General features: G+C 63.9%; 17 protein-coding genes. 6 read left to right on the top strand and 11 right to left on the bottom strand.

The genetic code is table 11. The features are described 5' to 3' along the window. The first annotated feature begins 4 nt into the window (after positions 1 to 4). The 3 genes from QCE88_RS23135 (at position 5) to QCE88_RS23125 (ending at position 1,877) form a co-directional block, all read left to right on the top strand. On the top strand, positions 5 to 760 hold the full coding sequence (locus tag QCE88_RS23135; RefSeq protein WP_309906647.1) for a DeoR/GlpR family DNA-binding transcription regulator: 756 nt from the start codon (positions 5 to 7) through the stop codon (positions 758 to 760). A gap of 186 nt (positions 761 to 946) precedes the next feature. After that, positions 947 to 1,306: a hypothetical protein gene (locus tag QCE88_RS23130; RefSeq protein ID WP_309906645.1), complete on the top strand. Its 360-nt coding sequence runs from the start codon at positions 947 to 949 to the stop codon at positions 1,304 to 1,306. A 46-nt stretch (positions 1,307 to 1,352) separates the two neighbouring features. After that, entirely contained in the window at positions 1,353 to 1,877 is a 525-nt protein-coding gene (locus tag QCE88_RS23125; RefSeq protein WP_309906643.1) for a YMGG-like glycine zipper-containing protein, read from the top strand. An 18-nt stretch (positions 1,878 to 1,895) separates the two neighbouring features. Here QCE88_RS23125 and QCE88_RS23120 read toward each other — a convergent pair whose 3' ends face one another. The 7 genes from QCE88_RS23120 to QCE88_RS23090 form a co-directional block, all read right to left on the bottom strand. After that, entirely contained in the window at positions 1,896 to 2,726 is an 831-nt protein-coding gene (locus tag QCE88_RS23120) for a hypothetical protein (RefSeq protein WP_309906641.1), read from the bottom strand. A gap of 17 nt (positions 2,727 to 2,743) precedes the next feature. After that, positions 2,744 to 3,493, bottom strand: a complete 750-nt coding sequence (locus tag QCE88_RS23115) for a lipoyl protein ligase domain-containing protein (protein ID WP_309906639.1) — start codon at positions 3,491 to 3,493, stop codon at positions 2,744 to 2,746. 109 nt (positions 3,494 to 3,602) lie between these two features. Further along, positions 3,603 to 4,727 carry an acetoin dehydrogenase dihydrolipoyllysine-residue acetyltransferase subunit gene (locus tag QCE88_RS23110; protein ID WP_309906636.1) on the bottom strand — a complete coding sequence of 375 codons (1,125 nt, stop codon included), beginning with the start codon at positions 4,725 to 4,727 and terminating at the stop codon, positions 3,603 to 3,605. After that, positions 4,727 to 5,743 carry an alpha-ketoacid dehydrogenase subunit beta gene (locus QCE88_RS23105; RefSeq protein ID WP_309818131.1) on the bottom strand — a complete coding sequence of 339 codons (1,017 nt, stop codon included), beginning with the start codon at positions 5,741 to 5,743 and terminating at the stop codon, positions 4,727 to 4,729. The genes QCE88_RS23110 and QCE88_RS23105 overlap by 1 nt, the downstream gene beginning before the upstream one ends. 18 nt (positions 5,744 to 5,761) lie before the next feature. Beyond that, entirely contained in the window at positions 5,762 to 6,757 is a 996-nt protein-coding gene (locus tag QCE88_RS23100; RefSeq protein ID WP_309835537.1) for a thiamine pyrophosphate-dependent dehydrogenase E1 component subunit alpha, read from the bottom strand. 21 nt (positions 6,758 to 6,778) lie between these two features. Beyond that, the gene (locus QCE88_RS23095) at positions 6,779 to 7,834 is read right to left on the bottom strand and encodes an NAD(+)/NADH kinase (protein ID WP_309906634.1); all 1,056 of its coding nucleotides are present in this window, start codon (positions 7,832 to 7,834) and stop codon (positions 6,779 to 6,781) included. A gap of 183 nt (positions 7,835 to 8,017) precedes the next feature. Then, the gene (locus QCE88_RS23090; protein ID WP_309906631.1) at positions 8,018 to 10,003 is read right to left on the bottom strand and encodes a sigma-54-dependent Fis family transcriptional regulator; all 1,986 of its coding nucleotides are present in this window, start codon (positions 10,001 to 10,003) and stop codon (positions 8,018 to 8,020) included. 223 nt (positions 10,004 to 10,226) lie between these two features. Between QCE88_RS23090 and QCE88_RS23085 the strand changes: the two genes are divergently transcribed. Then, the gene (locus QCE88_RS23085) at positions 10,227 to 10,457 is read left to right on the top strand and encodes a hypothetical protein (RefSeq protein WP_309906630.1); all 231 of its coding nucleotides are present in this window, start codon (positions 10,227 to 10,229) and stop codon (positions 10,455 to 10,457) included. 8 nt (positions 10,458 to 10,465) lie between these two features. Here QCE88_RS23085 and QCE88_RS23080 read toward each other — a convergent pair whose 3' ends face one another. Both QCE88_RS23080 and QCE88_RS23075 read right to left on the bottom strand, forming a co-directional pair. Continuing rightward, entirely contained in the window at positions 10,466 to 11,233 is a 768-nt protein-coding gene (locus QCE88_RS23080; RefSeq protein ID WP_309906627.1) for an SDR family oxidoreductase, read from the bottom strand. Between the two features lie 97 nt (positions 11,234 to 11,330). Then, positions 11,331 to 11,834: a hypothetical protein gene (locus QCE88_RS23075; protein ID WP_409018246.1), complete on the bottom strand. Its 504-nt coding sequence runs from the start codon at positions 11,832 to 11,834 to the stop codon at positions 11,331 to 11,333. Between the two features lie 380 nt (positions 11,835 to 12,214). Between QCE88_RS23075 and QCE88_RS23070 the strand changes: the two genes are divergently transcribed. Both QCE88_RS23070 and QCE88_RS23065 read left to right on the top strand, forming a co-directional pair. Continuing rightward, positions 12,215 to 12,919, top strand: coding sequence for a glutathione S-transferase N-terminal domain-containing protein (locus tag QCE88_RS23070; protein ID WP_309906622.1), 705 nt, complete (start codon positions 12,215 to 12,217; stop codon positions 12,917 to 12,919). A 226-nt stretch (positions 12,920 to 13,145) separates the two neighbouring features. Beyond that, a complete protein-coding gene (locus QCE88_RS23065) occupies positions 13,146 to 13,505 on the top strand; it encodes a hypothetical protein (RefSeq protein WP_309906620.1) in 360 nt (119 codons plus the stop codon). 109 nt (positions 13,506 to 13,614) lie between these two features. On the opposite strand, the gene rpoD is transcribed toward QCE88_RS23065, so the two are convergent. Continuing rightward, positions 13,615 to 15,618 (bottom strand): RNA polymerase sigma factor RpoD, encoded by a 2,004-nt coding sequence (gene rpoD, locus QCE88_RS23060; protein ID WP_309906618.1) that lies wholly within the window; start codon positions 15,616 to 15,618, stop codon positions 13,615 to 13,617. 277 nt (positions 15,619 to 15,895) lie between these two features. Next, complete coding sequence (locus tag QCE88_RS23055) at positions 15,896 to 17,257, bottom strand: replication protein O (RefSeq protein ID WP_309906616.1); 1,362 nt, start codon at positions 17,255 to 17,257, stop codon at positions 15,896 to 15,898. Positions 17,258 to 17,269: the final 12 nt, after the last annotated feature.

The raw sequence follows: 17,269 nt of genomic DNA, 5'->3' as shown, positions 1-17,269 counted from the left end.
TCCGATGTTGACCAGCCAACGCAAGAAAGCCATCCTCGACGCGCTCAAACGAGACGGTCAGGTGCTCGCCACCGAGCTGAGCGCGAGCTTCGGCGTCTCCGAAGACACCGTGCGGCGCGACTTGCGCGAACTCGCGGCGGAAGGACTGCTGCAGCGCGTACACGGCGGGGCGCTGCCGGCGTCGCCGGCGGTCGCGCCGTTCGCACGGCGCGAAAACATGGAGTCCGACGCCAAGCGGCGCATCGCGCGCCGGGCCGCGGAGATGATCGCGCCGGGACAGGTCGTCATCATCGACGGCGGCACGACTTCGGCGCTGCTCGTACGCCAGCTTCCGAACACGCTCGACGCGACCATCGTCACGCATAGTCCGAGTGTCGCGGTGGCGCTCGCCGAGCATCCGTCGGTGGAAGTCGTGCTGATCGGCGGCAGGCTTTACAAGCATTCCATCGTGACCGTCGGCGCGGCGGCCGTCGAAGCCATGTCGCATATTCACGCCGACCTCTACTTCATGGGCGTCACCGGCGTCCATCCCACGGCCGGCCTCACCACCGGCGACTTCGAGGAAGCCCACATCAAGCGCGCACTTGCGGCGCGGGCGGCGGAAACGGTCGTGCTGGCGTCGGCGGCGAAACTCAATGCGGCGTCGGCTTACCGGATAGGCGGCATCGAGCTTGCGCAGACCCTCATCGTGGAAAGCACGGCCGAAGCGAAGCTGACGGAACCCATCGAGCAGGCCGGCGTCACCGTGCTGCGCGCCTGATATCGCAAGGCGTTTTTCATCGGCAACGTTACAGCGTAACGCGCCGAAAAATACCCTCAAGGTCGTGTAATTGAGTTTTCGCGATAAAGGGAATAGCGTAGAAAGATGCGCTGCACGCGGTCAACAGCCAAGCGTCGATGTCCGTTGTACCTGTCAAATCAGCGAACATTTTTCCTGGAGAAGGTCGTGAATCGCCTCAAGGCTTTTATCGCGTTGTCGCTCGTGGCGAGCGCCGGCGTTACCGCCAATGCTCACGCCTGGGGCCGCGTCGGCGTGTGGATCGGCGGTCCCGCGTATTACCCGTATCCGGTGGCGCCCGCGCCGTATTACTACTACCCGCCGCCGCCCGTCTACGTGGCGCCGGCCGCGCCCCCCGCACCGGTGCAGTATGTCGAACAGGGCCAGCCCGCCGCCGATCCGGGCGCGCCCGCCCAGCAGCCCGGCATGTGGTACTACTGCGACCCGGCGAAGGCGTATTACCCCTACGTCAAGCAGTGCGCCGCACCGTGGCATCCGGTTCCGGCCACGCCGCCGTCGCCGAACTGATGCGGCGCGTGCCGACATCGTCAAACTCAAGAACGTGCAAGCATCCATGAACATCACCAGGCTCGCCCTGCTCTCCGCGGCACTCGGCCTTTCGGCCTGCACCGTGATGCCCACCGGTCCCAGCGTGATGGCGCTGCCCGGCAGCAATAAAACCTTCGACCAGTTCCGCGCCGATGACGCCTCGTGCCGTCAGTTCGCGCTCCAGCAAACAGGCGGCGTCGACGCCAATCAGGCGGCAACCAACAGCGCGGTGGGCAGCGCCGTCGTCGGCACGGCGCTCGGCGCGGCGGCGGGCGCGGCGTTCGGCGGCGGCTCGGGCGCGGCGATCGGCGCGGGTGCAGGTCTGCTCGCGGGCAGTGCGTTCGGGCTGGGGGCGTCGCAAACGTCCGGCTATAACGTGCAGCAACGCTACGACTATTCCTATCTGCAATGCATGTATGCCGCCGGCGACAGGGTTCCCGTGCGCGGGGCGGTGCGCACGATCCAGCAGCAGCCTGCGGGCGCGGCTTACACCACGCCGCCGCCTCCACCGCCCCCGCCGGGCTGGCAGCCGCCGCCGGGTTCGTACTAGCCTTCCGGCCAGCACATCTCACCGCCGCCAGCGCCAGCCTTTGCCGCCGGCACTGAGCGGCGCGTCGGGCACGAATGCGGGCGCGACCAGCAGACCCGTCACCCAGCCGACGTAGAACCGCGCGTCGCTCCAGAACTCCGACTGTTCGTAGACCCGGAAGGCCTGCACGTGCGCAAGCCACAGCACGAGTTGCAGCGCACCGCTCAACACGAGCCAGGTGAGCGCGATCACGCCGGTAGCCCGCGCGCAGCGCCGGAAGGTGCCCGCGTCCCATTGCTCCCGCACGATGACGCACCCTGCAATCAGCACGAAGATCGCCGGGATGAGGCTAGTCACGAGCACGTTGGTATTCCATCCGCTGATCACGCCGACGATCCCGCTGACGATCACCGCGCTTCCCGCGACCGGCCACGCGAGCCATGACGGACTGCGCGCGACCAGCCACGCAACGGTGATGAGAAACGGCGTGATCGCCCATTGCACGGCTTGCGCGACGGCCTTGGCCAGATTCTCGCCCGCCTGCGCGTTGCCGTGACTTGCCGCGACATAGACGGTGATCGCCTCGTGCACACACACCGCGACGACCGCGAAGCCGAGCGCCTCGCACGCGGCAAACGCGGGTGACTTTTCCGCGTGCTCCGGCGCGTCGCCCAGACTGCGCAGCCGTTCCAGCACGGGCTCGACGAAAAAGGCCAGGATCGCGCCGATCAGCAGCGCGGCGGCAGCATCGGTCAGGGAAAAATGGCCGAAGAGCGAGAACAGCCCTTGCCACAGGAATTCGGGCGCGGCGGCGCAGACGGCGACCCACAGCGCGAAGAAGAACCCGTTCGATGCACGTCTGAGCGGCATGGCCACCTCGATGCGTCTTACTGCGCTGGCAGGGAAGCGTCCTTCACGCACTGGATCAACGCGGCGCGCACACGCTGGCGCAAATCCACGGGAATCGAAAAACATTCGTAAGCGAGCGCCTGCGCCACGGTCACAATCTTCATGTCCTCGTAATGCCGCCGGCTCTCGATCATCGCCTCGAACGCGTTGGCGCGCGCGTTGATCTCGATCGGATCGGCGTCCACCAGCAGGACCGCGTGAGCCAGCACGGCATAGAGCGGCGTGTCGTTGCTACCGTGCGGCACACGGCGCCAGTATTGCGCGGTGCCGGCAATCTTGCGCGCCTCGCCGCCGGGGCCCCAGGCGAGGTTGAAGCGGCCGTCGCAAAACGAACCTTCCACAGGCTGCCAGTGCGTCAGCACGCCGAGCGGCGTGAGCGCGTCGGCGAGCAGTCGGCACAGGTGTTCGTAAATGCCTTCGGACAGCGCACCCATCGGCGCGCGCACCGGATACGCGAGGCTCAGGTTGAGAATGCCCGGTCCCTGCGGCACCAGTCCGCCGCCCGACAACCGCAGCCACACCGGACAACCGCGTCGGGCAAACGCCTCGCGCGCATCGGCGAGCGCCGGATAGCGCTGATAACTGCGCGGCACGACCAGCGAGACCGGCGCTTCCCACACCTGCGCGACGGCCTCGCCCGCAGCGGCACGCGCGAGCAAGGCTTCCTCCGCATGCAGCGGATCGCCGGAAGGGGACACCGCGGTGGAATCGATCAGTTCGAAGGACATGGAATCGATCTCGGAATGCGCCGCAAGCGACGCCATCCCGGCATGGTAGCCAATATCTGCGCGATACGGCGCCGCCCCGCCGGCAGCCTTCTCCAGCGGGGCGCGCGCATCAGCTGCGCTGGCTGACATGCTCCTTCAACAACGCATTCACTTCGTTGGCCTTTTCCATCTGGCTCATATGCCCGGCGTCCTCGAACACGCGGACGGTCGCGCCTTCCGGTGCATTCTTCGCGTGCGCGGCGGGAATGATCCGGTCCTGCGCGCCCCAGATCACGAGCACCGGCTTGGCCGTCGATGCCAGCTTGCCGCCGGGCTGCGCCGCCTGCCTGCCGTTCGCGAACAAACCGGCATTGAGCGACGTGAGTGCTTCGCTGACGCCGTCGAGCCGCTTGTACTTCAGCAGGTCGTCGAGCATCTGGCGGCTCACCAGTTCCGGATTCGCGAACAGCAATTCGATCACCGGTTTCAGGTCGCGCCGCGACTCGGCCGTGACGAAGCCTTCGGTGTAGGCGTTGTTGATTTCATCGCCGAAACCGGACGACGAAATCAGCGCCACCGATTCCACCCGCTCCGGCTGATCCACCGCCATCTGCGCCGCGATGCCGCCGCCCATCGAATGGCCGACGAGATGCGCGCGGTCGAGCTGCACTGCGTCCATGAACTTGCCGACGAAGCCCGCAAGCTCCGCGAGCGTCGTGCCCGGCACTTTCGGCGTCGATTGCCCGTGGCCCGGCAAATCGAGCGCGAACACGCGATGCTTGTCCGCGAGCGCATCGAGATTGAAGAGCCAGTTGTCGAGATCGCCGCCGAAGCCGTGGATGAACAGCACCGCCGGCCGGCTCGCATCGTCGCCGCCGCGCGATGCATAGCGCACGCGGATGCCGTCGACATCGACGAAATGATAGGCCGACACTTCCTCGCCCTCTTCCTCGTCGTCGGCGGGCGTCACGTAAGACGACACATACGCGTCGATATCGGCGTCGCTGACGTCAGCGGGCGCGAGCACGCCGAGCAGCGCCTTCACCGGCAGCGTATCGCCCGCCGACGCCACCCGCCGCCGCAGCAAGCCGGCGTCCGGGGCTTCGACCGCGTTGGCGATCTTGTCGGTTTCGACATCGAGAATCGGCATGCCGACGGTGATCTCCGTGCCCTCCTCCACGAGCCACTCGTTGACCGTGCCTTCCTTCATCGACAGGCCCCACTTGGGCATGACGATCGGTGTGATTGCGGCCATCAGTGCTTTCCTCCCTTCATGGTTTTTCGGGCGGCGTCGGCGATCTGCGCGGCGTTCGGGATGTAGAGATCCTCGAGCGTCGGCGAGAACGGCACCGGCGTATGCGGCGCGCAGACCATCTCGATGCCCGCCTTCAATGCGCCGAACGCCTGCTGCGCGACCTGCGCGGAAATGTCCGTGGCGATGTTGCAGCGCGGATTCGCTTCATCGACGACGACCAGCCGCCCGGTGTTCTCCACGGTTTCGAGCACGGTGTCGATATCGAGCGGCGACAGCGTGCGCAGATCGACCACCTCCGCTTCGATGCCTTCCTTCGCGAGCGTCGCGGCGGCTTCGAGCGCGCGATGCACCATCAGTCCATAGGTGACGATGGACACGTCCTTGCCGTCGCGCACCACGTTCGCTTCGCCGAACGGAATCGCGTACGAGTTCTCGGGCACTTCGCCTTCGAAGCCGTAAAGATTCTTGTGCTCGCAGAAGATAACGGGATCGTTGTCGCGGATGGCCTGGATCAGCAGGCCTTTGGTGTCATAAGGCGTCGACGGGCACACGACCTTCAGCCCCGGAATATGCGTGAACAGCGAGGTCAGCATCTGGCTGTGCTGTGCCGCCGCACGGAACCCCGCGCCGACCATCGCGCGGATCACGACAGGCGTTTCCGCCTTGCCGCCGAACATGTAGCGGAACTTGGCGGCCTGATTGAAGATCTGGTCGAAGCACACGCCCATGAAGTCGATGAACATCAGCTCGGCGACCGGACGCATGCCGCACGCCGCCGCGCCGATCGCCGCGCCTACATACGCGGACTCGGACAGCGGCGTGTCGAGCAGACGGTCGCCGTGCTTTGCATAGAGTCCCTTGGTCACGCCGAGCACGCCGCCCCACGCGTCCTTCTCGCCGTCTGCGCCGGCGCCGCCGACGATATCCTCACCCAGCACGATCACACTCGGATCGCGCTGCATTTCCTGATCGAGCGCTTCGTTGATCGCCATCTTCATGCTCAGTTTGCGGGCCATGATTGTCGTCTCCAGGAATCAATATTTGACGTAGACATCGGTGAGCAGATCGGCGGCGGTCGGCAGCGGCGCGTCCTTCGCTTCCTGCACCGCGCGGTCGATCAGCGCGGCGACTTCCTTGTCGATCGCGTCAAGTTCCGCCGGGGCGATCACGTCCGCCTGCGTCACGGCCTGCGCGAACTTCTTCAGGCAATCGCGGTTCGAGCGGATCTCGTCGAGCTCGCCCGGCGCGCGATAGGTCTGCGCATCGCCTTCGAAATGGCCATAGAAGCGGATCATCTTGCATTCGAGCAACGCCGGTCCGCCGCCTTCGCGCGCGCGCCGGATCACTTCGCCCGCCGCTTCATGGACCGCGAAGAAATCGGTGCCGTCCACCGTCACGCCGGGAATGCCGAAGCCCGCCGCACGATCCACATAGCTGTCCACGGCCGTGCCGTAATCGCGTGCCGTCGATTCCGCATAGCCGTTGTTCTCGATCACGAAGATCACCGGCAGATTCCACACGGCCGCGAGATTCAGGCTTTCGAGGAAGGTGCCCTGGTTCGACGCGCCATCGCCCGCGAAGGTGATGCCGACCTCGCCCTTGCCGCGGAACTTCGCCGCGAGTGCCGCGCCGCAGATCAGCGGCGCGCCCGCGCCGAGAATGCCGTTCGCGCCCATCATTCCTTTCGACAGATCCGCGATGTGCATCGAGCCGCCCTTGCCGTTGCACGAACCGCCTTTCTTGCCGTAGATCTCCTTCATCATCGCGACCGGGTCCACGCCTTTGGCAATGCAGTGCCCGTGTCCGCGATGCGTGCTGGCGATGCGGTCGCCATCGTTCAGATGGCTCATGATGCCGACGCCCGCGGCTTCCTCGCCCGCATACAGATGCACGAAGCCGGGAATGTCGCCGCGGCCGAAATCGACGTGCAGACGCTCCTCGAAATCGCGGATCGTGCGCATCTTGCGATAGACGCTCAACAGTTCGTCCTTCGAAAGCGGCAAGCCGCCCGCATGCTGCGTTGCTGTCATCTCTGTCTCCTTGGGGTGGGTTCAGCGGGTATGACGCATGGGCTGGCGCATCAGCCCGGACGCCGCCGCGTAGCGCATGCACGCGGCCACGTCGATACTGCGAAAAGCGTTCTCCCTCAACGTGACGGTCACTTCGTCATCAGGACCGAAGGCCAGTTCGCGTTCACCGTCGAGCGCGACGATGCCCGTGCGCTGTCGCACGCGATGCGGCACGCCATCGGCGAGATGCGCCCAGCTTGCGATCGGCACGGACTCCATCAGCCCGGGCGCGATCGGCGCGCACAGATCGAATTCGCCTTCGCCGGGCGCGGCGAGCTGCACCGCGAGTCCGCCGCGATCGTGACGACCGAGCGGTTCGAGCAGGCCCGCGATGGCCGACATGCCGATCGCCTGCGGATCGGCATAGGACACATAGACGGCGGCGAGCGTCTCGATCTTCCACAGCGCCCGCGCGCCGATGAAGTGCTCGTGCGAGATGACGGCATCCACCAGCGCGATGTCGTGACGCACGCCGCCATCGCGAGCGCGAATCACGATGTCGAGCCGCTTGTTCGATGCCAGCGCTTCGCTGGCCGGCACGCGCGCGGTGGCATAGAGGCCGGTTGCCAGACCGGAGATGGTCGGCTCGCGCATTTCCGGATACGCGTTGTTCGTGCCGGTGGACAAGCCGGCAAGCGGCACCTGACCGCATTCCCGCACGACAGCGCGGTGCGTGCCGTCGCCGCCCAGCACGAGCAGCGCATCGACGCCGGCTTCACGCATCATGCGCGCGGCGCGGAAGGTGTCGTCGACACGCGCGGTGACGGGCATATCGAGGAACTCGACGGCGGCGAGCCCGGCATCCGGACCCCGCTTGCGCGCGAGATGCCGTTCGAGCATGACCTTGAGGCCTTCGCGGTCGGGCATCATCAGCACGCGCGGCACGCCGCTCGCGGCCAGCGAGGACAGCAGCCGCAATACGATGTTCACGCGGTCGGCGAGTTGCAGACTATTGGCGTTGGCGATGACGCGCCGGATGTCCCGCGCCGAAACCGGATTGGCGATGATGCCGACAAGCGGCGTTGCGCTGGCACGCATGCCTGTGTCTCCGTTGTGTGTTTTGTGCGGCGGATAAAGGCAAGCGCTATGCCAATCGAACGAGGGGGTTCAGCGGGGAAAAAGCGCGGGAATACCCGCGGAAATCGAGGGTGTAACGGGCGCCGCCGTGACAGGTGTCACAGCGGCAGGTGTATCACGGTGGACAGGCGTATCGGCGCGCGTTCAGTGGCCGTCGCGCTGATTGGGAGACTGGATGCCATAGCGCGCCATGCGCCGGTACAGCGTCATGCGGCTCACGCCGATCTGCCGCGCCACCGCGCTCAAATTCCAGCTCGCGGCGCGCAGGTACTGCATCAGCAACATGCCTTCGGGCGGCAGGCGATGCGGATCGAAAGCCTCGACGGCGCGCGGCGCATCGTCCGGACTCGCGACATGGCTCAGGCCTTCCGGCAGATCGTCGATCTCGATCACGCCGTTCGAGCACACCGCGCGCGCATAGCGCAGCGCATTGCACAATTCGCGCAGATTCCCCGGCCAGTCATGCCGATGCAGCCGCTCACGCGCGCCAGGTGAAAGCGTCGCAGTTGCGCGCGCTCTGTCGTCGCCTTCTTCGAGAAACTTGCGGATCAGCCAGTCGAGATCGGTGCGCTCGCGCAGCGGCGGCAACGTGAAGCGCGCGCCGTTCAGCCGGTAGTACAGGTCTTCGCGGAAACGCCCGTCCTGCATGAGCGCATCGAGCGATTGATGCGTCGCCGAGATCACGCGCACATCGACCGACACAGGCCGCGATGCGCCGATCGCCAGCACTTCGCCCTCCGCCAGCACGCGCAACAGCCGCGATTGCAGTTCGCGCGGCATGTCGCCGATTTCATCGAGGAACAGCGTGCCGCCATCGGCCTCCTGGATCAGTCCGCGCTTCGCCTTCGCGCCGGCTCCCGAAAAGCTGTTCGGCAGATGGCCGAACAGCTCGCTTTCGATCAGCGTCTCCGGAATCGCCGCGCAATTCACCGCGACGAACGGACCGGCGCGGCGCGCGCTCGCACGATGCAGCGCCTTCGCGAAGAACTCCTTGCCGCTGCCCGTCTCGCCGTTGACGAGCAGGTTGATCGGCGCATCGGCGAGCTTGGCTGCGCGTTCCAGCTGGCGCGACAAGGCAGCATCGCCGCCGCATAGCGCGGCAAGCGGCGCGGGCACGTCCACCGCGCGCGGCCGGTTCGCATTCGTCGTCGGCGCGATGCACGGCGCCGGCGGCATTACGCTCAGGTAAAGGAACGCGCCGGATTTCGCGAGCGGCACCGCGCGCAGTTCGCTCGGCCGCGAATACACGAAGCGGCCGAGTTCTTCGAGACGCGCGTCGAAGAGCGTGTCGAACGGCACGCCGATAAGCGACGCCGCCGGTTCACCCGGCGCGACCGGCCGGCCGATTTCCGCCGCCAGCATTGTATGCGCGCGCCGGTTATGGCCGACGATGCGTCCGCCCGCATCGAGCGCAATCAGGTATTCAGGATCGACGTCGACGAATTCCGGCGACGCGTTCAGCTTCAGGATCCAGTCCTGCCGATGCGTGCGCAGGAAGTTGGCGTTTTCGATATGCCCCGCGTAGATGCGCACCAGTTGCAGCGCGAGGTTCTGGCTGTCGCGCGCTTGCGGCGATACGAGCGCGGAGATGTCGAGGATGGCCGAAAGCGCGCCGCGCGAATCGAAGAGCGGCGCGGCCGTGCAGGTGAGCGGGATGTGCGTGGCATCGAAATGATCGAGCTGATGGACGGTCAGCGCCTGGCCCGTGGTCAGCGCGGTGCCCACTGCGCACGTGCCCGCACCGGCTTCGCTCCACTCCGCGCCGAGATAAAGGCCCGCGCGGCGGAGCGCGGCATCGGTGTTGGCATCGCCGATATAGTCGACGGTCACACCCAGCGCGTCTGTCAGCAAGACGACGTAGCCCATGCCGGCGACTTGCTCGTACAGCGTCTCGAGACCGTGACGGGCGATGCGGGCGAAGTCGTCGATACGCTGCTGATGCTCGCGCAGCCGCGTCTGCGGCAGGATGCGCGCCTCCTGCATGCGCGACGGGTCCAATCCATATTGATGCACACAACGCCGCCAGGACGATTCGATGATGCTGTCGTGCAAGCGCTGCGGAGCAAGCGTCTGTGCCTGCGTGGTTGCCGCGACGACTGCCTCGATGTGCTCGCGTTGCCGCATGTCCATGCGTGCTCTCCTGGTGTCTCCAGCGTCGGGCTTTATGGGCGCAGGCAGCGCGCTTTGGTTTGATCGCCTCGGGCAAAACGTGGTGTGCCGGGCCGTCCGTACGCGGATTTCACCGATTCGCACGGGCGTGTCTCAGGCCATATGATGCTCGAATCGGCAGGACGCGTCATGCGGCAGGAGCGCTGCGCCGCAACATGCCATCGGATCACTACGGAGACTCAGGATGACGAAAATCGCCTACGAAGATTTCGAGCGACAGGTCGTGCAGCATCACCTCATCAAGGGCAACGTCTACGAGAACGGGGCGGCGCTCGTCGAGCGGGCCAATCAGTGGATTGCGGAGCATGGCGCGGATGTGCTGAACGTCGAGAGTCTCTCGACGTTCGGCGCCGGCGACGATACCAGCGTGAGCCACTGGTATTCCGGTATTCGCGTCTGGTATCGGATCGCGTAAAGGCTCGGTCAGCCGCGGCCGACAAACGGCATCTTCGTCGCCATCACGGTGTGAAACAGGACGTTGGCTTCGAGCGGCAGGTTCGCCATGTAAAGCACCGACTGCCCGACGATCTTCACGTCCATCATCGCTTCCACCGCGATCTCGCCGTTCGCCTGCGGCACGCCTTTCGACATGCGCTCCGAAAGCTCCGTCATCGCATTGCCCACGTCGATCTGACCCACCGCGATGTCGTACTTGCGGCCATCGAGCGAGGCGGTTTTTGTCAGGCCCTGAACCGCGTGTTTCGTCGCGGTGTAGGCCGCCGAGTTCGGGCGCGGCGCGCTGGCGGAGATCGAGCCGTTATTGATGATGCGGCCGCCCATCGGCGTTTGCGCCTTCATCGTGCGGAACGCTTGCTGGAGGCAATAGAACATGCCGTTCAGATTGATGTCGACGACATTGCGCCATTGCTCGGGCGTCCAGTCCTCGAACGGGCCGGGCGGGTTGGTCACGCCGGCGTTGTTGAACAGCAGGTCGACGCGGCCGAAATGCTGCACCGCCGTCTTGAAGCACTGTTCCACCGACTGTGGATCCGAGACGTCCGTCGGCACGGCGAGCGCGCGACCGGCTGCACCGGCTTCGTCGATCACCGCTTGCAGCGGCGCCGGGCGACGTCCGGCCAGTACGACCGACCAGCCGTCGCCGAGAAGCGCCAACGCCGCCGCCCGGCCAATGCCGCTACCCGCTCCGGTGACGATGGCGATTCGTTGAGACTGGTTGGCTGCGTCGGACATATTGGCGTTCTCCTGTTGTTGGGCGCGCAACAGCTGCGCACGGAATTTGGGAGAACATTATCGCCGTGTTCGCGTGGTTCCTGCGGATTCAGCGAATTCAACGATTACGGGAAGCTTCCGTCGTGACGGGGCCGGCCGTCGTCGTGTTGTGCGCATCGCGTCCATCGCAGAAGACCGCAGTCATCAGCATCGGCACGATTTGCTTCACCACGGCTGTGCTGCCGGATTCCCGGACCTTCGCCTCCACCGTTTCCGCAGCGCCGAGGACCACGACGCCGTATGAAGAATCGCTGACCGGCTGGCCGCTGCCGCGCTTGAACATATCGTCGTCCTGCTGATAGCCCAGCACGGCGTAGACGCGGAAACCGTAAGCCGTGAGCTGGCTGCCTTGCATCGGCTTGAAAGCGTTGACGGAGTTGGATTCGACACGCATCGGACGCGCGTCGATGGATTTGTCGGCGACCAGCGGCGCGATAAAGCGGTGCGCGCTGGATTTGCAGTCGAGCTGACTGTCGAGCGGGGTGGCTTCGCACAGGCTGGGCAGCAGTCCCCCGACCACGGCAGCGAATGCGGTGAGCAATGCGAGAGGAGCGGTTTTCATGGCAGCGATAAAACCTATCGGTTCGTAGGCCAACACGGATGCACGGGCATCCGCATCGATGCAATAAGCGAGCCAGCGAATCGGCTCGCACGTTGCGCAGCGCTGCATGCTTCCCGCAAGGGGCATGACTTCTTGTTGATCGGTTGATTTCTTTATCGGGGCGCTTCGCTCTATCCTCGTACTCTTGGTGTGAATCCTACAATCGTTTTTGTAGTCGAGGTCTGGACAGAATCGGCGTTTCGACACGCCGAGTCTGTTCGAGATCCCTCAATTTTTGCGCGGCGAGGTGTCGATTCGATGACCCTGCGCGCGACAGTGGTGCGAAACGGAAATGCAGCGACTTGGTTATATTCTGCGATTCGACCCTCAGAGGACTTTTAATGACCGCGCTCACCGACTTCCCGATCACCCAAAAATGGCCCGCTCAGCATCCGGAGCGCATTCAGCTCTACTCGTTGCCGACACCGAACGGCGTCAAGGTTTCCATCATGCTCGAGGAAACCGGCCTGCCTTACGAACCTCATCTGGTGCGTTTCGACGCGAACGATCAGTTGTCGCCGGAATTCGTGTCGCTGAATCCGAACAACAAGATTCCCGCGATCATCGATCCGAACGGACCGAATGGCGCGCCGCTTCCGCTGTTCGAATCCGGCGCGATCCTGGTTTATCTGGCGGCCAAGAGCGGGAAGTTGATGCCCGAGGACATCGCGAAACGCTACGAAACGCTGCAATGGCTGATGTTCCAGATGGGCGGTATCGGGCCGATGTTCGGACAGGTCGGCTTCTTCCATAAATTCGCCGGCAAGGAATACGAAGACAAGCGGCCGCGCGCACGGTATGTCGCGGAGTCGAAGCGCCTGCTCACCGTGCTCGATCGGCAACTTGAAGAACGCGAGTGGATCATCGGCGACGAATACACGATTGCCGATATTTCCATCTTCCCGTGGGTGCGCAATCTGGTCGGGTTCTACGAGGCGCGCGAGCTCGTTGATTTTCACGAGTTCAAGAATGTCGAGCGTGCACTTGACGCATTCGTGCAGCGGCCGGCCGTGATACGCGGGCTCGACATTCCGAAGCGGGGGTAGGTCGTTTTCGGTTTTTCGAGCGGATGACACGGTTTGGACAATCGGTTCACAATCGGCAGAGGTCTGTCGCGCGAAATTCAAACGTCGCAAGAATAGTCTTGCGCGTCAACGTCTTGCGCAACGGATGCCCAGGATATCCACATGCTTACCCAGCGAATCTGTGGATAAGCCTTCTCGCCTGGCGCAATGCCGTTGATCCGTTTCCGAAGTCGAGGTGGACACATTCATGAACGCCCTCTTCCGCTCTACGTCCTCGCCGCTAGTTCGTTTGCGCCGATTCGTGATCCTGTCGGCCATCGGATTTGTTGGTATCGCTGCGCACGCGCAGGCGCCATGTCCGGGCTACGTCGAAACGGATTCCGGCAGTGCCTTCGATCTCGCGTCGATGATCAGGGACGCCGGCTCGCCGCAATCCGCGCTGGGCCGGCTGCGCGATGCGGTGGCCAAAGTCGATGCGGGCGGCGGCTGTTCCAGATTCCGCGACCCGCACGCCTGCGAGGAGACGCTGACCCTCGCGCACAAGGCGATCGTCGCCCTCGAAACCTGCTCGCCGCCGGGCGGCGCGAAGGGTTCGGCGCACGGCTGACGACGCGCGGTTGACGAATTTGCGCGCGTAAAAAAACGCGTGCCGCCCGTTGAGGCGGCACGCGTTCTGTCTCGGCCTGCCCGGACCGAAGTCCGGGCGCTTCGAGCGCTTAGCGGTCCAGGAAAGGACGCAGCTTGTCAGCGCGGCTCGGATGCATGAGCTTGCGCATGGCCTTGCTCTCGATCTGGCGAATACGCTCGCGCGTGACATCGAACTGCTTGCCCAGCTCTTCGAGCGTGTAGTCCGACGCCGTATCGATACCAAAACGCATGCGCAGCACCTTCGCTTCACGCGGCGAGAGTGCGTTCAACGCGTCGTCGATGGCGGCGCGCATGTTCGCATGCACGGCAGCCTCTGCCGGCGACGTTGCGCCCTGATCTTCGATCATGTCGCCCAGGGTTGCATCGGCATCTTCACCGACCGGCGTTTCCAGCGACACCGGCTGCTTTGCGATCTTGAGAATGCCGCGAATCTTTTCCTCGGGCATTTCCATGCGCTCGGCCAGCACCGACGGATGCGCTTCCTGACCGGTCTGCTGCAGGATCTCGCGCGAGATACGGTTCAGCTTGTTGATCGTTTCGATCATGTGAACCGGCACGCGGATCGTGCGCGCCTGATCGGCCAGCGAACGCGTCACGGCCTGACGCACCCACCACGTTGCGTAGGTCGAGAACTTCCAGCCACGACGATATTCGAACTTGTCCACCGCCTTCATCAGACCGATGTTGCCTTCCTGGATCAGATCCAGGAACTGCATGCCGCGATTGACGTACTTCTTGGCAATCGAGATCACGAGACGCAGGTTGGCTTCGATCATCTCGCGCTTGGCCTGACGCATCTTCAGCTCGGCAGCCGTCATCTGACGGTTGATCTGCTTCAGTTGCTTGAGCGGCATTTGCACGACGTCTTCGATGTCGATGAGCTTCTGCTGCTCAGCCTGAATCGCCGGCAAGCTGCGTTCGAGCGACGCGCCATAGTGCTTCGACGCCGCCGCCGTACGCGTGGTCCATTCGAGATCCGTCTCGTGGCCCGGGAACGACTCGACGAATTTCTCGCGCGGCATGCCGCACCGGTCGACCGCGATAGCCAGCACACGACGCTCGATCTCACGCACCTGCGCGACTTGCTGATGCACGTCGGCGCACAGGCGGTCGATGGTCTTGGCCGTGAAGCGGATGGAACCGAGCTCGCGCTGGATTTCGGCGCGCGCCTTTTCCACACCCTTCGACGCGACCACGCCCGAGCCCTTCGGATGGCGTGCCTGCTCGGCAAGCTCGCCGACGCGTGCGAAGATGGCGAGGCAATCGGCCTTCAATTGCTTCAGGCGTGCTTCGTTCGATGCACCGGCATCGTCGCCGTCGAGATCATCTTCGTCATCCGAATCTTCGTCGGATTCATCGGTATCCGTATCGATTTCGGTCGACTCGGCGGAGTCGGAAGCGGACATTTCTGCGTCTTCCGCATCTTCTTCCTTCAAGCCGTCGACGAGGTCGTCGATCTTCAGCTCACCGGCCTCGACTTGCGCCGCATCCGCGAGAATGCTTGCAACCGTCGACGGACACGCCGCGATGGCCTGAATCATTTCATGCAGACCGTCTTCAATGCGCTTCGCGATGGCGATTTCGCCCGCGCGCGTGAGCAGCTCGGTGGCGCCCATTTCGCGCATATACATGCGGACGGGGTCAGTGGTGCGGCCGAATTCGGAATCGACGGTGGAGAGAGCGTTTTCCGCTTCCTCGTCCGATTGCTCGTCGGTGACAACGCTCGGCGCGGTGTCGTTCAGCAGCAGCGTTTCAGCGTCCGGAGCCTGCTCGTAGACGGCGACGCCCATGTCATTGAACGTGCTGACGATGGTTTCCATCGCTGCGGTTTCAGCGAAGTTGTCCGGCAGGTGGTCGCTGATTTCAGCGTGCGTGAGATAACCGCGTTCCTTGCCCAACTGAATGAGCGCGCGCATCTGGCGCTGACGCTCTTCATTCTGCTCTGCGGTCATTGCGACATCGGGCTGCGTCGTGCCGGCCTGGCCCTTGCCTTTGTTCGCCCGTCGTCCCGGCGACTTGCGCGCCGGCGCGACGATGTCCAGCTCCGAATCTTCCCGATCAAAACTTGCCATACTTTCTCCTCGACAGGTTTGCTCGGCGACGACAGATCCCCGGGAGCGAGCGTAACGGCTCGCGATGATTTCGATGACAGCTTCGACCACGGACGGCTTGCTGAAAATCGCATCGAGCAAAACACGCCGACCGCATTCACATGCAGTCGCGCTTTTCAAACGCCCTCAGACGCAACCTTAGAGTGTATCAGCTTCTGCTGCGTCGCAGCAGGTATTCTGAAAACTTTTGTCGGTGACGTTTGGCTTATCTCTTCGCATCATTTCGAAAGGAAATCGGCTAAAGATCAGCAGGAGTCAACCCCACGGGCGTTTGAAATGGGGTTGGATCGGGCCGAAGCGCTGCGACTCCGGATAGCTGTCGCAGAAGCTCACCTAACGGCCTGCGTGCACCTTCGAGCGAGGCTGGCGGCACAGCATGTGCGTTGCCTGCCCTCGCCGTCTTAGTTGGGGCAATTCCGGCTTGCTTCAAGCGAAGGAATTGTCTGAGATCGCGCATGCGCTGTTCTGATTCAGACGAAGCGGATTTGGCTTCTGGAATGGCACAGGAGCGCGTTGTGTCATTGAATGACCGAGCAATCTCCAGTCCGACGATCTGCCCTGCTTCCATCGCGGCGACGAAATCCTGGGCCCAGTTGCCTGCGTGAACACGCGGGCGAGCTTCATCGCGATGATGGATCGTGACAGAGGTGGCGTCCGTCGAAACATGATACGTACGCAATCCGTCGCGGCTTGCGAAGGCGTGCCCGGCGAGGTGAACGACCGTGCGCTCGACGTGCGTCGTGCGGTCCTGCCGTTGTTGGTCGGCTTCGGCTGCAACGCGTTGGGTGCGCAGCCGGTACGCGAAATCGACTGGTGCCCGCAGCAAGGTACGGAGGTAACTGATCGGGTGCGTCGCTCGGCGCAGGTGTTGCCAGCTGGCCTCGACGACATCGGAGAGCAACTTACCGGAGCGTTTCGCTTCGCCCATGAGTTTAAAGATCAGGAATTCACGAAATCCCAGCGGCAGCAGACGTTGAAGGTCAGCGGGAATGCCTCCTGGTTGTCTCTTTTGATGAGTAGGGTTTAGATCCTTATATATAGCGCCGTCTGCCAGCGTGGCACACGGCGGCGCCAAAGAAAGCTCAGGACCGACGACAACCGACTGGATCCGAGGAGCCGTCGACGAGGATTCGGAGCTGACATCGGACTCCACCAAGCCGAGCAAAGCCGCCGCTCTGGACGTCAGGTGTAGATAAGCCCTTCCGAAGAGTCCGGCGGAACCGTAGCGCATCTGTGGTGGCCGGCTAATGAAACCTGCGGATTCAAGATCGTCGAGACTACGGTAGAACGTCCGCATCGATTGCATCGCGCGTCCGGTCAACAGCTCGCGTCGGGCGAAGATTGCCGCAAACGGCTTGCTTGCGTCGACTGTGCGAGCAAGCGCAGCGAGCAGGGCGCGTGCACGAGCGGGGAGCGCTGAGGTATGTGTCGCCCGATGTGCTGCACGGAAAATCACCCATGGAAGGTTGGAGCGATCGCAAGCGTACTCGTCGAGTGCTTGTTGATCTTGCCCAACGGAGGGCAAGTCGGATTTCTGCGGGCGAACAACCACCTCGCCTGCAACGGAATGTTGCGCGATACGCATATCAAGTACGTCCATTTCGAAAAATGG

This window comes from Caballeronia sp. LZ035, assembly GCF_031451175.1.
Lineage (GTDB): Bacteria > Pseudomonadota > Gammaproteobacteria > Burkholderiales > Burkholderiaceae > Caballeronia.
Note: the sequence above shows the minus strand (reverse complement) of the source record. Positions and strands in the feature narration are given on the sequence as shown.